This is a genomic window from Ruminococcus flavefaciens ATCC 19208, from assembly GCF_000518765.1.
Classification (GTDB): domain Bacteria; phylum Bacillota; class Clostridia; order Oscillospirales; family Ruminococcaceae; genus Ruminococcus; species Ruminococcus flavefaciens.
In genome coordinates this window covers 428,692-446,896 of sequence record NZ_KI912490.1, presented here as the reverse complement: position 1 = coordinate 446,896, position 18,205 = coordinate 428,692, and the positions used below count along the sequence as shown (strand labels likewise).

The 18,205-nt window shown below is 44.6% G+C and carries 10 protein-coding genes and 1 other annotated feature; of the genes, 7 read left to right on the top strand and 3 right to left on the bottom strand.

What is annotated here, in order from left to right; genetic code table 11:
- Positions 1-5,903: hypothetical protein (locus tag L870_RS17560; RefSeq protein WP_037272073.1), on the bottom strand; the 5,903-nt coding region annotated here is incomplete at its 3' end.
- A gap of 756 nt (positions 5,904-6,659) precedes the next feature.
- Between L870_RS17560 and L870_RS0112010 the strand changes: the two genes are divergently transcribed.
- Positions 6,660-6,866 carry a hypothetical protein gene (locus tag L870_RS0112010; RefSeq protein ID WP_028518350.1) on the top strand — a complete coding sequence of 69 codons (207 nt, stop codon included), beginning with the start codon at positions 6,660-6,662 and terminating at the stop codon, positions 6,864-6,866.
- 124 nt (positions 6,867-6,990) lie between these two features.
- Complete coding sequence (locus L870_RS0112005; protein ID WP_028518349.1) at positions 6,991-9,168, top strand: stage V sporulation T C-terminal domain-containing protein; 2,178 nt, start codon at positions 6,991-6,993, stop codon at positions 9,166-9,168.
- A gap of 42 nt (positions 9,169-9,210) precedes the next feature.
- On the opposite strand, the gene uvrA is transcribed toward L870_RS0112005, so the two are convergent.
- Entirely contained in the window at positions 9,211-12,033 is a 2,823-nt protein-coding gene (uvrA, locus tag L870_RS0112000; protein WP_028518348.1) for an excinuclease ABC subunit UvrA, read from the bottom strand.
- A 353-nt stretch (positions 12,034-12,386) separates the two neighbouring features.
- Between uvrA and L870_RS0111995 the strand changes: the two genes are divergently transcribed.
- Entirely contained in the window at positions 12,387-12,542 is a 156-nt protein-coding gene (locus L870_RS0111995) for a rubredoxin (RefSeq protein ID WP_028518347.1), read from the top strand.
- Positions 12,543-12,662: 120 nt separating this feature from the next.
- On the opposite strand, the gene L870_RS0111990 is transcribed toward L870_RS0111995, so the two are convergent.
- Positions 12,663-14,132 (bottom strand): DUF1846 domain-containing protein, encoded by a 1,470-nt coding sequence (locus tag L870_RS0111990; RefSeq protein ID WP_028518346.1) that lies wholly within the window; start codon positions 14,130-14,132, stop codon positions 12,663-12,665.
- Positions 14,133-14,358: 226 nt separating this feature from the next.
- Between L870_RS0111990 and L870_RS0111985 the strand changes: the two genes are divergently transcribed.
- The 4 genes from L870_RS0111985 to tyrS all read left to right on the top strand — a co-directional run bounded on the left by L870_RS0111985 (position 14,359) and on the right by tyrS (position 18,150).
- Entirely contained in the window at positions 14,359-15,486 is a 1,128-nt protein-coding gene (locus L870_RS0111985; RefSeq protein WP_028518345.1) for a GGDEF domain-containing protein, read from the top strand.
- Between the two features lie 53 nt (positions 15,487-15,539).
- Positions 15,540-15,749: a binding site (T-box leader), on the top strand.
- Positions 15,750-15,798: 49 nt separating this feature from the next.
- The gene (locus tag L870_RS0111980; protein WP_028518344.1) at positions 15,799-16,260 is read left to right on the top strand and encodes a hypothetical protein; all 462 of its coding nucleotides are present in this window, start codon (positions 15,799-15,801) and stop codon (positions 16,258-16,260) included.
- An 83-nt stretch (positions 16,261-16,343) separates the two neighbouring features.
- A complete protein-coding gene (locus L870_RS0111975; protein ID WP_028518343.1) occupies positions 16,344-16,910 on the top strand; it encodes an ATPase in 567 nt (188 codons plus the stop codon).
- A gap of 22 nt (positions 16,911-16,932) precedes the next feature.
- Positions 16,933-18,150: a tyrosine--tRNA ligase gene (tyrS, locus tag L870_RS0111970; protein ID WP_028518342.1), complete on the top strand. Its 1,218-nt coding sequence runs from the start codon at positions 16,933-16,935 to the stop codon at positions 18,148-18,150.
- The last annotated feature ends 55 nt before the right edge of the window (positions 18,151-18,205 follow it).

The window sequence follows — 18,205 nt, the reverse complement described above, 5'->3', positions numbered from 1 at the left end:
TAGCCGCTCTTTACGGAAGCTGCTGCGTTAAATCTGATCCTGTTCTTGTTATTTGAAACATAAGTTTCAACGAAATCAATGTCAAATGTTGTTGCTGCCTTAGCTGCCGTAATAGCTTTAAACTCGATCTTGCGAACACCGCGGTAGTTGTTCTTGCCGACGATCTCAAGTGTATAAACACCTTCTGTAGCAGTGCTTTCAACTGTAAGCTCATAATCAGCTGTTGCTGCGTTGTTCTCACCGAGTTCAACAAGCTCAGTAGCCTTGCCGTCCTGATCGAGGATAGCGGTATCGTAAACCTTGATAGCACTGTCAGAAGCGAAAGTGCCGTCTGGATTGATGATAGCTGTATCGCCCTCTGTGAACTCGACCTTTATGCTGCTGTCCTTGATAGACTTAGCATTGGTTATGACATTCCAGTAGAAGTTAGAGGTATTGTAATTATTGCTGAACTGCTGAATTATACCTACTTCTTCCTGTGTTAATGTTCCGTTAAGTGTGAAAGTGAGTTTTGAAGTATCGTCAACCAATTGTGCATTCGCATTATATTTCTTTACATAGCCAAGCCCCAGCTTGCCGTCTGTGAAGAGCTTCTGGAAGTATGCCTTGTCATCATCGGTAAGACCTACGATAGCGTCAATATCAGCCTGTGTTACTGCCGGGAGCTTATCGCCGTATGTTATTGCCTTTGTTTTTGCATTTGAATCTACAGTGATGACAGCAGGACTGATATTGAATGTCTTTTCGATAGTCTTGGTTGCATAGCCGTCACAAGTGATAGTAGCAACTACCTTATAGGTGCCTGCATCCACAGGTGCGCTCTCAAGGACATTATTATTTTCATAATACTTGATATCTGTCTCTGCGTCTGCTACATAATAAGCAGAAGCTCCATCTCCGAATGAAACATTAGCAGTTACAGCCTTGCCGTCGTAAGACTTGCCATTATATTCATTGGAAGGTGTATTATCAATAAGCAGTGTTGACTCGCCAGCCTCAGCCTCAGTGATATCCCATGGAGCTGTAGTAACGCCTGTATAGTTGCCCTTACCCATGATCTGTACATTGTGTGTACCTGCGGAAGCTCTCTTTGTTGCGCCGCCTACGGTGTAGTCAGTGTCTGCGTTAAGGGTGTAGTCAGTAGAAGAATAGGTGATTTCAAGCTTGGAAATTTTCAGTCCTGTAGTTTCCAAATTGCCGCCGGCAGCTTCATAAACCGTCTTGAAGTCGACCATAGCATTTGCCTCTCCGTTCACGTAAATCGTTCCAGGCTGTTCATTATTAGGTGTATAGAACTTAATAGTCTTTACAGCTTTTCCAGTGGGAGGTGTTATCTTCAAGGAATATCCTTTGTATGTTTCATCATACTTTCCGACAAAGATATAATGAGAATTTTCATCTATAGGATAAGTTATATCGAAGGATATCTGTGATTCGTCTTCGGTTGTGAACTGCTTAGCCGTTTTCTGATCATTATTTACTATTGTATCAATAGTTTCAGTCACATCTTCGTTTGGCTTGAATACCTCAGAAACTTCTACCTGCTTAGTAGAGCCGTCATAGATGTAAGAACCGCTGTTGCCGTCAGTTGTCCAGCCATTGGTCTTGCCGTTGAGCACGATGTTCAGGTTTTCGATATTCTTGAGATTGAGTGGATCAACAGTGAATGTAGGAGCTGTGTATTCCTCGATTCCCTGTGCCTCGTCAGCCGCAATATCAATAGGAAGAACGATGTTGTAGTTTGCAAACTTATCGTCCTCGCTTACTGCGTATGTGTAGCTGCCTGCATTGTTGAGACCTGCTGTTGTGTAGTCGATATCATTATTCTCATCTGTTGCGTAAACGAACTGAACAGGAACTGCCTGTGCATCTTCCTGAACGAGCTTATCTACATAGATAGCACCTGTATTAGTTGTGACAGCATCTGAGCCCTCGCCTGTTGTCTTCTGGAACAGAGCCTTATCAGCAGCCACAACACCTGTGAGACCGTCAGCCTTTGCGTCCTCGATAGTGTATGTGAGGTCGGGCATCTCTGTGTCGCGGTATGTCATTGACAGATCTTCGTCTGGTGTCAGAGTAACATCACGCTTTGCGATAGTTACGGCTACAGAATTATCCTCGTCCTCAACAGGCTTGCCGCTATTATCAATCTTCTGCTTGAATTCAACAGTCTTGAAGTTGCTGTTGGATACTGTTACGTTAGCCTTGTGTGCACCTGCGTTCTTGATATCGTATGTTTCGTATCTGGTTTCTGTTTTCGGGACTTTCGTCAAATTAATAGTGTATTCATTTGTCTCATTGCCATATCCATGTGTTATGCTTACTATCTTGAACCACTCGTTATCATTCTTTGTAAGGATAGTGTCATCGCCGCACTTTATGTCGTTACCATCCAAAGTTAACTGAATACTATTACTTCCTGACTTTACGTATTCACCACAAGTGATCTTTACCTCAGTAAAATCACCGCCACTGCATTCGAAAGTAAGATTTCCCTTCAAAATAACATTACTATATGATCCCACAGAGTTAGCGTTAATACTTACACCACTTGAAGATATTTCACTATCATAAGTTATATCTGTAGTAACCCCATACCGTCCGCTGCTAACATTGACAAAAGTCTTAACAGGAACAGCAGGCTGTGCCTCGATGTTATTAGCAGGGTCAGCTGCTACAGCTTCCTTAGCCTTTAACTGGTCGATGAACTCGTCAACGAGCTTCTTTACAGGTGAATCTGCTGCAAGAGCTGCATATGCTTCGTTAGTCTTAACCTCGAAGTCAGTGCCGTCAAGAACTGCACCGTCATAAACAACAGCTTCGAGAGTTTCCTTATTGCCGTCTGTATCAACGTTGTTCTTAGGAGCAACTGTAATGTAATCGCTTACGTCAGCCTGTGCGATAGACCATGAAACTGTCACGCTGCCTGCGTAGTTTCCGTTTGCCTCTGCTGTGAGGTTATAGTTGTAGCTGCCTGCGTCAGTCTTTTCTGCAACAGCGTTGTTATAGTCCTTAGCAACTGCTGCTACAGGAGGAGTTGCTGTCTCATTAGCTGCAACTGCTGTATCAGCAAGCACGATAGTATTATCGCCGCCGTTCTTTACAACGATAACGGGCTTCTGAGCTGCGCTGTTGTAAACGAATGTGGACTTCTTTTCCCAAGTGAATAAAGCACTTAATGCTTCATCAGGTTCTTCCACCCTGATATATGTTTTAGAACTGTCATCTTTTAGCGTGCATACCCAGTATTCCGCAGGAACATTAACTGTGCCGTCTGATACTTCCAGCGGAACTAAGCCGTCCTCGGTCTTGAGGGCGTACTCGTTCATAGTCATAGGACGAGCCGCATAAGTGACCTGCTGCTTGAGGTATATGGTGTTGCCGCTTATGCCGTTATCAGGATCTCCGTCTGCGTCAACAGATACCTTCGCTGTAAGAAGGTAGGTCGTACCGATAACAAGAGCGTCACCTGTTACCTTGCCGCCGCTTGCGGTATTGTTTTCAAGATAGATCTCGTCAACATTAACAATGCTGCCGTAGCCGTCTGCGATAGTAACAAGCTCATCTTTTTCAAGCTGGTCGCCGTAATAGATAACACCGTCTGCATTGAGAACAGCAACGTTCTCTGTAGTAACGCCGTCCTCCTGAATGTTCATGACATTCGCCTTGCCCACTTCGGTGCTTACCTTGCCGACGTAGTTATTTGTGTGAGAGAGGATATAGCCGCCCTCGGCAGGAGTTGTGGGAACCTCTATCTCATAACGGTAGCTATATGTATTACCGCCGAAAGTCTTATTGGAGCTCTTGGAAGTCAGGTCAAGAGCTGTAGCTGCTGTACTGTCAGCGATAGACTTATTTGTATAGATGTTGTACTTCTTAGTACCTGCGAGCGTATATACGCCGTCTGTTGCCTCAAGAGCCTCAGTAGCGCCGTTTTCAACGATAACTGCGCCTGTCAGAGACGGACTGAGTGTAAGAGAGGCTGTAGCGTATTCGATAGCAGAAGTTACAAATGCAGGAGCAGTGTCGTTGTGGTTAGCGTCGCCCTTTACTCTGTAGTAAACTTTGTATTCGCCTACGTCTTTGGCTGTGGGAACAGTGGTTTTCCAGTCGATGGTTTCCAATGCCGAATTGTACGATTCAAAAACAATTGCATCACTACGGATTTCTTTCACACGAACAGCGTCACAGCCGTCTTTCAAACCGGGGTCTTCATATTGAGCTGTCATGTAGTATCTACTACCATTATATTTTAAATATGTCCAAGATGCTAAACTCGTATACTCTTTATCGTCAAGTATATACTTAGAGTAAGCAGATTTAGGGATATTTATGCCCTTATTACCAACAGGAGAATAAATATCACCTACCGAAACCGTGCCCACTGTTAGCTCTTCTGACTCAGTATTCTTAATAATATTTGCTTCTTTAGTGCCTGCTATACCATACTCCATTGTGCCAACAGGCTCACCGGTATTGCTGTCAACAGTAGTAACTGAGCCGGTATTGCCGTCTTCAAGAAGCGGAATGTCAGCAGCTGTATATTTCAGGTCGTCGCTGCCGGTGGGGGCGGTGTAGTCTGTGCCTACACTGAGATTAGCCTTGGCGATAATAACATCAACTTTCTTGATTTCTTTGTTGTAATTCACGCCGTCACCCTGATAGTAAACGGTGTAAGTGCCTGCGTCGGTTTTTTGGGGAACGTCGGTGCTCCAAGAGGAAGTGTCAGCAGCAGTATTAAAGCGTTCTTTCAGGTCATCTAAGTTTTTGCCCCTGATGTATGTGTTAATATAATCGAGAATTGCGTTGATATCATTATTTTCTGTGCTAAAATCAGTATTCACTTCGCTTATAGAAGCATTAGCTGCCGCTATACTACTATTAGCATCTTCTGGGTTACCTGCATATAAATGATTAATAGCCTGACGATAACGATCTAAGGTACGTGCAGCATTAATAAGATTCGTTTGGGTTGATGTATCAGTAGCTGAATCCGCTGCTTCTTCCATGGAATTGTAATATTCTTCAAGCATGAGCTGTTCAGCCCAAGCAGCGTCATGGTTAAAAGAATATACCGGCGCTGTCAGGCTGAACTTTGTGCCCTGTGGAGCGTCTGCAATAAGATTCTGCGCACTGCTGGTGTATGTAAGATTTGGTGCAGTGAGGGTGAGGTCAGTAGGAATAGGCACTATCTCTACCGAATTAACCTTTTTATTACTTTCATCAGCGTAATGTGTAGTCAATGCACTTGTAAATGTGACCGTACCTTCAGTAGGTTCAATATCATTAGTTGTATTATCCGAATAAGTCAGGCGCACTTTCTTTCCGGATTCGATATTTGAAATGGTAACATTACAATTACGAGACATATGATTTTCTACCTTTGTAACATCACAGCCATCGATAGTATCGCCGTATAAATTAATTTCATCAAACGATGTCACTCCGGTAAAAGCGTTACAGCGAACAAGTCCACATAAATGCCAGCCAGAGTTGTTATCATATTCAATTATGCAAAGCTGATCTGTGCTACTTTCGAGTTCAGGATAAGTAAAATTCTGCTCAACCCCATCAAGCTTGAGAGCACCGTTCTCACCACGGACAACAGTTATGGTGCGAGCCTGTGTACCAATGTCATAAGTAGATCCATCCCAAAGAATCATATTTTCGTAACCTTTTACATGAGTGGATTCAGGAATCACAAAGCTGTCGCCAACATTGAGCTTTAATCCAACATGAGTTTCTGCAGCTGTATATGCTGTTTCCGCATGAGCAACAATACCCTTGCCTCCTGTCAAAAAGCCTCCTACGTTTGCAGGTAACGCACCCGCTACAAGAGCCATAGACAGCGCACCTGCTGCCACTCTTTTAAATGTGTTGTTTTTCTTCTTTGAGTTTCTCATAAAGCTCATTTCCTCCTTATTAAGAATGTAAATTTCCCGCAGCAGCAAGTCGCTCAACCCCTAAGACTTTGCCGCTGCAAAATATAAAAAGCGCACCTATAGGCATAATTAGCCTGTCAGCACGCTTTTAGATCATTAAATTGTGAACGGGCAGAGTTATAGCATTTGTAAATATATAAAGACATAAACTTCTTAAAGTTACATACCTTTTGCATTTTAACTTCAGCCCCTAAAACATGATTTCTTCGTTCTGTATCTTGTCTCTTTATGTTCATATTTTTTCTTTCTGAACATAGTCGTATTATACCACACTGAAAAATAAATGTCACGTCCGATTCTTTGAAATTCATAATTAGTTAATATAAATTGGCAATACTCACAAACCAAGGCTGTTCGTTTAGTATAATTTTACTTTTTCCGAGTAGATGATCGAGCTTCAAACTATACAAAAAGTATGGAAAAATTGCGTTTTTACTGTGCAGGGACGTTTGTGGAACAATTGAAGTTTATGCTGTTGCCATATCGTCTGAGACACACATTAGCTTTGACAGATCAAATCAGCTTGAACAGGGAGAATTCGCCTGTATGGGAGCGTTATCAAGCAAGCACCATAGCAGGAATAAGCTTCTGAAAACAGCTATAACAGGTGTAACGTATCGCCTGCCGTATGCGAGCATCTATAACGGCGAGTAATAATTCACGGTGACTAAACCTATATTATTGGGGAATAATACTAATGAAAAGGAGGCAGGTGCGTTGGAGATATACGATAAGCGTAACAAAGGATATATCGAGGTCTGGCTGACTAATGCAGAGCAGCAATATGACCGCAAGGAACTGACGCATCAGCTCCTTGAAAAAGTTAACGTAAAGAAATGCAGGGTGGTCTATTTCCTGTCGGGCAGCGACGACCTGCTCAGCTGTATGGAAAGCCTGCTGAAAAAAAATCTGGGGTGCGCATAAAGCGCACCTCTTTGTATTATTATGGTAATTCTCATGCAGCTATTGCTTTTTCAGCAATCGTATGTTACAATGAAGATGCAATTTTATGTGCAACAATAATCAACATTGACACAAGGAGCTGACTATGGAAGATAAACTCAGGATAGCGGGTTACTGCCGAATATCGGTCGATGAGGAGCTTGACCGCGACAACACCTCTATTGAGAATCAAAAAGCGATCATCGCTGATTATGTAAGCAAGACCTTTCCCACGGCGGAGCTCAACTTCTACGAGGACCGTGACCGCAGCGGCTATACCTTTGAGCAGCGAGAGGGCTACCAGAAGCTGCGGAAGAAGATGCTCCAACACGAATATGATATCCTCATAATCAAGGATTTCTCACGTTTCAGTCGCCGCAACAGCAAGGGACTTGTTGAGCTTGAGGACCTCCGAGATGCAGGTATGCGTATAATCTCTATAGGTGACAGTATCGACTACCCGACATTCGATGACTGGACGGCGATACAGTTCCGCTTCCTTATCAATGAAATGCCTGTTACAGATACATCTAAGAAGGTACGCTCGGTTGTTAAACGCCGTCAGGAAGAGGGCAAGTGGATATGTGCAGTACCCTACGGCTACATCATGACCAACAGCAAGCTCATGCAGTTTGAGGTGGACGAGCCTGCTGCGGAAGTAGTCAGGGAGATATTCAGGCTTTACAGCGAGGGCTGGGGATATAAGCGCATTGCCAATCACCTGACCGACCGACATATTCCCACGCCTCGTATGGCTGAAAAGGAACGCCGTGAGGCTAAAGGCGAGGAATGCAAGCTCCGCGGAAAGAATGAGTGGAGCATAGTCACAGTCAGCGAGATACTCCGCAACGATTTCTATATCGGTACGCTGAGACAAGGCAAATATCGCCGCAGGAAGATAAACGGTACAGATACGAAGCTCGAAGAGACTGACCACCTCGTATTTGAGAACAACCATACTCCTATCGTAGATTACAAGCTGTTTGCAAGCGTGCAGGAACAGATGAAACGGCGCACGAACAGCAACTACCGAGGCGTGAAGAAGTACGATAACATATATTCAGGCTATCTGTTCTGCGGAGACTGCGGCAGTCCGATGTTCTCCATGAGCCGTCCCGACCTGTCCCCTGCTTATCGCTGCGGAACATATCATCAGCGCGGTATCAAGGGCTGTACTTCGCACCATACCCGTGTGGATATGCTTGACGGACTGCTCAAGTCATTCGTTGAAAAAGTTCGTGACAACTCTGCGGCTATGCTTGAACAGTTGCAGGAGTCAATTGACAAGGAACGCAGCGAGACCTCTTCAAGTAAGTCGGTTGTCGAGATGCTCGAACAGCAAATGGAAGATACCCGCACCGAAATAAAAATGCTTGCACGTCAGCACGTCAGGGACATAGCCAAGCACCCCGAGCGTGAGGAAATGCTTGAGGAGATATACACTGAGCAGATAGACGAGCTTACCCTGCGTCTGGAAGGACTACGCAATCAAATGCAGCTTGCCGCCGATAAGCATAATATGATAGTGAACGTAAACCGAACAGCAAAGACAGTAATGGAAGTATTCGACGCTATTGTCAGCAAGGAAAAGCTCACCAAGGTGGACGTTGACTTCATCATCGAAAGGATAACAGTCTATGAGGAACACGTTGATATCAAGCTCAGACCTGATATAGATACTCTGCTAAAAACAGGAGTTCTCCCCGAACACAGCAATGCGGAGACAGCCGTAAATTTTAAACAAGGCACCGGGATAACCGAAGAAGCCTCGCGATTTGCCGAAATTACGGCAAGTAACGGCAAAATTCTCAGTATCAATGTTATCAGTGAGGGCGACCCACTTGAGATATACACAAACAACGACGGCGAAGTCATATTCCGAAAGTATTCTGCGGTCAGCGAAATGAGTGAAAATGCAGGATATGTTGCGGATATCATGCATAAGATAGCTGGCTGTCCCGTAGTTATATTTGATAAGGATCACGTTGTCGCTACCGCAGGTGTACCGCGTAAGGAATTTGCCGAAAGGCGTGTAACAGGTCAGCTTGAAGAGCTTATGGAGAACCGCGGACAATTCTTCTGTCCCGACGGCAGTACAAATAACTTTTTCCCAGCTGAGGGAGTAAACAGAACTGCCATAGCCGCACTGCCTATCATTACAGCAGGTGATGTTTCGGGAGCTGTGGCATTTCTCACAAGTGAAAAGTGCAAAGAAGTCACAGATCTGCAAAAGAGCCTCATAAACGCTTCCGCACAGTTCCTTGCACGACAGATAGAAGGATAAAAAAAAGAGTATTCCCTCCATAACGGAGAGAATACTCTTATTTTATTTAAGATAGCTTTTCAGGTACTGTCCTGTATAGGACTTATCGCACTTTGCGACTTCCTCTGGAGTTCCCTGCGCAACGATCATTCCGCCGCCGTCGCCGCCCTCAGGACCTAAGTCGATGATGTGGTCAGCCACCTTTATAACATTAAGATTATGCTCGATAACAAGTACCGTATTTCCCTGATCTGTCAGCTTTTGCAGAACATCTATGAGCTTGTGGACATCGGCTGTATGAAGTCCTGTAGTAGGTTCGTCAAGGATATAGATAGTATTGCCCGTGGAACGCTTTGAAAGCTCAGTTGACAGCTTTACACGCTGAGCCTCACCGCCCGAAAGTGTGGTAGCAGGCTGACCTATCTTTATATAGCCAAGTCCCACCTCCTGCAAGGTTTTCAGCTTCTTGGCTATTTTCGGGATATGCTCGAAGAACTCAACGCCCTCGTCAACAGTCATTTCCAGCACATCGTAAATTGATTTTCCCTTATAATGTACATCAAGGGTCTCGCGGTTGTAGCGCTTACCCTTACACACCTCGCAGGGAACGTAAATATCGGGCAGGAAGTGCATCTCTATCTTGATTATACCGTCACCCTCGCAGGCTTCACAGCGTCCACCCTTGACATTGAACGAGAAGCGTCCGCTTGTATAGCCATGAGCCTTGGCATCGGGAGTTTTCGCAAAAAGATCACGGATATCGCCGAATACTCCCGTATATGTGGCAGGATTTGAACGAGGAGTCCTGCCTATAGGCGACTGGTCGATACATATTACCTTGTCAAGGTTCTCAATGCCGTCCATCTCCTTGAATTCTCCGCATCTTGTCTTTGCACGGTTCAGCTTTGCGGCAAGATGCTTGTATATTATCTCATTGACGAGAGAGGATTTTCCAGAGCCCGACACTCCCGTAACGCAGACAAGCTCTCCGAGAGGTATCTGCACATCGACATTATGCAGATTATGCTCGGAAGCTCCCTTTACTGTAAGGAATTTGCCGTTTCCGCTCCTGCGCTTCTTCGGCACTTCTATCTTCTTTTTGCCGCTGAGGTACTGTCCTGTAATGGAGTTCTTGCATTTCAGCAGCTTGTCCACAGTTCCTGCGAATACCACTTCTCCGCCGTGTATGCCTGCTCCGGGACCGATATCCACGATATAATCCGCAGACAGCATGGTATCGTCATCGTGCTCTACTACGATGAGAGTATTGCCCAAGTCACGCAGCCTTTTCAAAGTTGCGATGAGCTTATCGTTATCACGCTGATGCAGACCTATGCTCGGCTCATCAAGGATATAGAGCACTCCAACAAGTGACGAGCCAATCTGCGTTGCAAGACGGATACGCTGGCTCTCACCGCCCGAAAGAGTGCCCGAAGAACGAGAAAGTGTAAGGTATTCAAGTCCTACGCTCACGAGAAAACCGAGTCGCTCCTTTATTTCCTTGATTATCCTCTCACCTACATAGCTGTCATGCTCGGAAAGCTTCAGCTCATTGAAGAATTTAAGCCCGTCCTTTACCGAAAGATCGGTAAGCTCACTGATATTCCTATCTCCTACCGTAACTGCAAGATACTCGTCACGAAGTCTTTTTCCCTTGCAGACAGGACAGCTGACCTCGCTCATGTATTCCTCTATCTCGTTTTTTGACCACTCGCTGGAAGTCTCCTTGTATCGGCGTTCAAGGTTATTGATAACGCCCTCGAATGGTGAACGGTAGCTTCCGCCGCCAAGTGAGGCAGGACGTTTCAGCTCAAGAGTCTCGTCACCTGTACCGTACAGGAAAAGATCAAGCTGCTCCTTTTTAAGCTCCTTTACGGGAACATCGAGAGGTACACCGTACTGCTTTGATATAGCGCGGTAATACATCATTGAGATAGAAGTTTCGTCAAGACTGTTCCAGCCCGAAGCATTTATAGCTCCGTCCTCAATAGTAAGCTCCTTGTTTGGCACTACAAGATCGGGATCAATATGTCTGAAAACTCCCAGCCCTGTACATTTCGGACAAGCGCCCACAGGATTATTGAACGAGAACATAACAGGTTCAAGCTCGCCGATGCTTATATTATGCTCGGGGCAAGCGTAATTCTGGGAGAAAAGTATCTCCTCGCCGCCGATAACATCTGCAATGGCAAGTCCGCCTGTGAGGCTGAAAATAGTTTCAAGGCTGTCGGCGATACGGGACTCTATCCCCTCTTTGATAACGATACGGTCAACGATTATTTCAATATTATGCTTCTTGTTCTTGTCCAGCTTTATCTCTTCCGTAAGCTCGTACATTATACCGTCAACACGAACACGGACGTACCCCGATTTTCTCGCACTTTCCAGTTCTTTCGCGTACTGTCCCTTCCTGTTCCTTACAATAGGAGCAAGAAGCTGTAATTTTGTGCCCACAGGAAGTGCCATAAGCGTATCCACGATCTGGTCTACAGTCTGCTGTGTTATGACTCTGCCGCAGACAGGACAGTGCGGAACGCCTATCCTTGCATACAGAAGTCTGAGATAGTCGTATATCTCGGTGACAGTTCCCACAGTTGAACGGGGATTTTTCGATGTTGTTTTCTGGTCTATGGATATAGCGGGAGAAAGTCCCTCGATACTGTCAACATCGGGCTTTTCCATTTGTCCGAGAAACATTCTTGCGTATGAAGAAAGGCTCTCAACGTATCGGCGCTGACCGTCGGCATATATGGTATCAAAGGCAAGGGAGGATTTTCCCGAGCCCGAAAGCCCCGTCATAACAATAAGACGGTCACGGGGCAGCTCAAGGTCTATATTTTTAAGGTTATTGGCTCTTGCGCCCTTAATTATGATTTTATCGGTCATATATTACTCCTCAAATACTTTAAGTTGAAATAGGGAAGAAACTTTATAATACAGCCCTTAGCCGTTATCCATTAGGCATTAGCCGAAGGCGACACATTGGTTAAAAGCTAAAGACTGAATCCCTGATCCAATCATTATTACTAAAGATGTTCTTATTATGCGTACAGATAGTATTATACCACATCTATTTACAAAAATAAAGATATCGAACATATTTTCTTGTTTTAACATAATTTTTTTGCTTTTCACCTTGATTTGTTCACATTTTTACTATATAATGGGAAGTAATAAAGTAAACAGGGATATTAAAAGAGCTCCATGCGGAGCATATCATTGACAAAGGAGGTGTAGATGTGGTATACGTATGTGACGCTTGCGGCTGGGAATACGATGAGGAGAAGGGTTCTCCCGAAAACGGTATAGCTCCCGGCACAAAGTTTGAAGATCTTCCCGATGATTTTGAATGTCCTCTCTGCGGAGTAAGCAAAGAGATGTTCTCTGAACAATAAAAAATAAGCTCCCGAAATACGGGAGCTTTTATCTTATAAACCAATGTCAAGTTCGGAACGCCGTCATCGGCGTTCCCTACATTCTAAAAAGAAGCGGCCATAAGATCGCTTCTTTTTCAATTATGATTCGTATTTAGGTTCGCAGGTGAGGTTGATACCAAGTCTCTTGAAGATACGCTCGTCAACAGCCGAAAGGATAACAGTTGAATGTACCTCGCAGTTGCGGAGCTTTGATATCTGCTCCATAGCCTTCTTGGCATTTTCATCTGTATTTGCACAGATAGAAAGTGCTATGAGAGTCTCGTCCGTATGCATTCTCGGGTTGTTGTTGCCGAGGTGATTTACCTTTAAAGCCATGATAGGCTCAATAACGTGAGGAGACATAAGGAGTATATCATCATCTATCTTTGCGAAATGCTTCAGCGCATTAATGAGAAGTGCAGATACTGCACCGAGAAGATTTGAAGTACGTCCTGTAAGTATAGTACCGTCGGGAAGCTCCATAGCAGCAGCAGGTCCTTCGGTTTCCTTCTCCTTTTCAAGAGCAGCTGCAACAACTTTTCTGTCCTCAACAGTTACGCTTGCCTGCTTCATAAGAAGCTCAAGCTTCATTACCTCGTCATTTGAGATAAGTCCCTTACGGTAGTCGCACATACCTATATAATAACGGCGGATTATTTCCTGCATTGCTGCTTCGCATACAGCTTCATCGTCAACTATGCAGTTTCCTGCCATATTAACGCCCATATCCGTAGGCGACTTGTATGGAGATTCGCCGAGGATAGTCTCAAACATTGCATTGAGTACAGGGAATATCTCCACATCACGGTTGTAGTTAACGGTAGTCTTGCCGTAAGCCTCAAGGTGGAAAGGATCTATCATATTAACATCGTTAAGGTCTGCTGTTGCTGCCTCATAAGCGATATTGACAGGGTGACGGAGAGGAAGGTTCCATATGGGGAAAGTCTCGAACTTTGCATATCCTGCGTTTACGCCTCTCTTGTGCTCATGGTAGAGCTGAGAAAGGCAGGTAGCCATTTTACCACTTCCGGGTCCGGGAGCTGTGATAACAACGAGTTTGCGGCTTGTCTCGATATAATCGTTTCTGCCGTAGCCCTCATCACTGATTATATACTGAAGGTTTGAAGGATATCCCTTGATGCTGTAATGGTGGTATACCTTTACGCCAAGAGCTTCAAGCCTCTTCTGGAAAGCGTCTGCTGTAGGCTGACCCTCATAACGGGTAAGAACAACACTGCTTACATAAAGTCCGATCTTTGTGAAAACATTGAAAAGACGTATAACATCTACATCATATGTTATACCCAGGTCGCCTCTTACCTTATTTTTCTCGATATCATCAGAATTTATAACGATAACTATCTCTGCGTCCTCTTTAAGCTGAAGAAGCATCTGAAGCTTACTGTCAGGCTTAAATCCGGGAAGCACTCTCGAAGCATGGAAATCATCGAAAAGCTTTCCTCCGAACTCAAGATAAAGCTTGTCACCAAACTGTGAAATACGCTGCCTGATGTGTTCAGACTGCATTTTGAGGTATTTTTCGTTGTCAAATCCGATTTTAAAACTCATTTATTATCATTCCTCCCGCTAAAATATCATATTTTATTATATATCAAACCATTTCAAATTTCAAGTACCATTCAAAAAAAATCTTAATTTGTCAATATTCCGTGGTAAAATCATTACAAATCCAAACATTTTAGGCATATTTTGTAAATTTTCGGTTAATCGCTTGAACGAATATATATAATGTGTTATAATGAGATATGGTCTTCTAACGGGGAAGGAGGATTTTATGAATCTACAAGCTATCACAGTAACTAACTTGATAGGCGTAACGATACTTGTTGTACTAATGATCAGCAGTTACCTTGTGCGTCAGCGCAAACAGCTGAGCGACAGAGTCTTTTCTGCTATGATTTTCATTACGATAGCAGCCTGTCTCAGCGAGACTGTTGCTTTCTGGATAGACGGCAAATCTTTTACAGGTGCAAGCACCTTGTCTGCCGTCCTGAATACAGTCTTATATGCCATGAATGTATCTCTTTCGTTCATGTGGTGCGTTTACGTTGATCTCAGGCTATATAAACAGAAAAGCCGCCTGAAGAAGTATTACTCACGTCTTGCAGTACCTTCCGCAGCACTTATCATTGCGCTTATCCCAAACCTGAAATGGGGGTACCTTTTCAGGATCGACGAAAACAATGTCTACCACCGCCAGTCGCTCGGATATATCTATTTTTTCAGTGTTTTCATATATCTTGGTCTCAGCGTAGCTGTGAGATACAGATACTACAAGGGTTCGCAGAAAGCAAAGTTTTTCCCGATATGGATGTTTATTGCACCTATAATCGTGGGTTCGACCATACAGCTCCTGTTCTACGGTATATCCCTTGTGTGGTGCTCAATAGCGATAGCACTGGCAGGAACATATATGAGCCTCCAGAACGAGCTTTCCTACATTGACCCGCTCACGCAGCTTTACAACCGCAATTATCTTGACCATATCCTTGCAGATATATCAAGCAGATGCGCTCATGTAGGCGGAATAATGATAGACATTGATTTCTTCAAGAGCATCAACGATATGTACGGTCACTCAACAGGTGATAAAGCCCTTATCAATGCCGCAGAGATAATCAGGAACGCTAAGCCTTCAAAAAGCGTAGCCGTCAGATTTGCAGGCGATGAATTCATTATAATAACCGATGCCGAAAGCGAATTTGAACTGCTCAATATCGAAAAGAGCATCAGAAATCACCTGAACAAATTCAATCTTGAGGACAGAGCTGATTATCAGCTTTCCTTCTCTATCGGCATAAGCCTATTCAACGGCAAAGACACTATCGACAAGTTCCTGAGCGAGATGGACGATAATATGTATCTGGAGAAAAGGAAAAAGCACTGCCGCTCTACTGCCTGAAAATCTTGCTTTCAGCTCTTGACAAGCTAAAAAAGATGTGGTATGATATTCAAGTAAATACTGTGAACGAATAAAACCTGTACAGTGCCCGATACAGAGAGTTCCCGTTCGGTGCAAGGGAATGACGGCGTACAGAGACTTACATTCGGGAGTTGCCGCATTGAAGCTTTTCAGTAGGTGCGGACGGGCAGCCCGTTACAGCTTCTCGAGTTCCGTATATGCGGAAAAATCGGGGTGGTACCGCGAGTAACTTCGCCCCCGGACAGTTTATGCTGTTCGGGGGCTTTTATTTTTCGGAGAGGAGTAAACGCCATGAAAAAAGCAATAGGATATCTCAGCCTTTCGCTGGCAGTATTCCTCGTTTCGATTTTGTTTATGTACATTGGTTTCACAAGCCCAGCAAAAAACGGCGCTGACTCCCCTTTTATACGCATGACTGTGTGCACTGTGCTGTGTTTTTGCTTCACATCGCTGTTCACAAGGTATATACACCCGTTTTCGGGACTTGCAGGTCTTGACAGTGCAAACCTCAATCTCGGATTTACCATAGCCATACTCCTTGCAGTATTCGTGGAATTCGTCACATTTGGAAATACTACCGTTGAGCCCTACATGGACACCCTTGTGCAGAAAAACACGGGCAGCTTCGGCGAAAACTTCTACGGATACATTAAATATATATTTATGGGCGGTCAGCTCCTTGTGGCAGTCCGTACCTTCATACACTCCGCTTTCCTCGGTCTGCTCAAAGCCATAATGAAACACGCAGACTGAGCATTGTACGCGAAAGGTCGTGATATACATGAAAACGCCCGACGTTTTCATTGCTTATCTGTGTAATATTTAACAGGTAAAATATGAAAAGATTTACTATTATAGGTGGGCTCGACTGTGTTGGCAAGAGCAGCTTTACAGGAGTTCTCGTCCGTAAGACCGATGATCTCGGCTTAATAATCGACACCGACAAGCTAAATGCTGAATTTGACGGAGACCGAATCGAAGGCGGCAAAAAAGCAATAAAACTTATGGAAGAATGTCTTGAAAAGGGACTAAGCTTCACGCAGGAAACTACTCTTTCGGGAGTCAGGACACTGAAAACTATTCGCCGCGCTATAGAACTTGATTATCACATAAAACTGTATTATATAGACGTAAACAGCTGCGAAGAAAGCCTGCTGAGAATAGCAAACCGAGTACGCAAGGGCGGTCACGATATCCCTGCTGAGGACGTACACCGCAGATACGAAAAGCGTTTCAACGACCTTGCTGCTGTGCTGCCATATTGCAGTGAAGCTGAATTCTGGGATAACGAAAACGGATTCGTCAATGTGGGTGAATACAAAAACGGTAATCTCGTAATATATGGCAATGAGCCGCCTGAATGGCTCTTAAAGCTGAAAACCATACTCATTGATAATGAATAATAATATAAAGGAGAAATAAATAATGACTACTTTTGAAGAACTCAAGCGCAGAGGACTCCTCGCGCAGCTCACAGACGAAAAGGAAATAGAGGAGCTTGTCAACGCAGGCAAGGCTACCTTTTACATCGGCTTCGATCCAACAGCCGATTCACTCCACGTTGGTCACTTCATGGCACTCTGCCTTATGAAGCGTCTCCAGATGGCTGGCAATAAGCCTATCGTGCTCATCGGCGGCGGTACTGCTATGATCGGCGATCCCTCAGGCAAGACCGATATGCGTAAGATGATGACTCCCGAGACTATCCAGCACAACGTTGACTGCTTCAAGAAGCAGATGAGCCGCTTTATCGACTTCTCAGAGGATAAGGCTATCGTTGTCAACAACGCTGACTGGCTCATGAACCTCAACTACATCGAAGTTCTCCGCGAGGTAGGCGCACATTTCAGCGTAAACCGTATGCTCACAGCCGAGTGCTACAAGCAGAGACTTGAGCGCGGACTCTCATTCCTTGAATTCAACTACATGATAATGCAGAGCTACGACTTCTACCAGCTCTTCCAGAAATACGGCTGTAATATGCAGTTCGGCGGCGATGACCAGTGGAGCAATATGCTCGGCGGCACAGAGCTTATCAGAAGAAAGCTCGGCAAGGACGCTTACGCTATGACTATAACCCTTCTCCTCAACTCAGAGGGCAAGAAGATGGGCAAGACAGAAAAGGGCGCAGTATGGCTCGATCCCGAAAAGACTTCTCCTTACGACTTCTTCCAGTACTGGAGAAATGTTGACGATGCTGACGTTATCAAGTGCCTTAAAATGCTCACATTCGTCCCTGTAGAGCAGATCGAGGAAATGGAAAAGACTATGGAAGGCGCACAGTTCAACGCTGCTAAGGAACTTCTTGCTTACGAGCTCACAAAGCTGGTTCACGGCGAAGAGGAAGCTGAAAAGGCAAAGGCTGCTGCAAAGGCACTCTTCGGCGGAAGCGGTTCAAACGAGAATATGCCTGTAGCAGAGATAGACTCCGCTGACCTTACAGACGGCGCTATCGGACTTCTCAATCTCCTTGTAAAGGCTGAGCTTGCTCCTTCTGTATCTGAGGCAAGACGTCTTGTACAGCAGGGCGGTATCACAGTCAATGACGAAAAGAAATCCGATCCTAAGGAAATGATAAAGCTTGAAGGCGAAGTGATCGTCCGCAAGGGCAAGAAGGCTTTCAAGAAGGTCATAGTAAAATAATTACTCAAAAAGCACAGTAAACAATTACTGGCTGTAATAAACAAAATCGGCTATA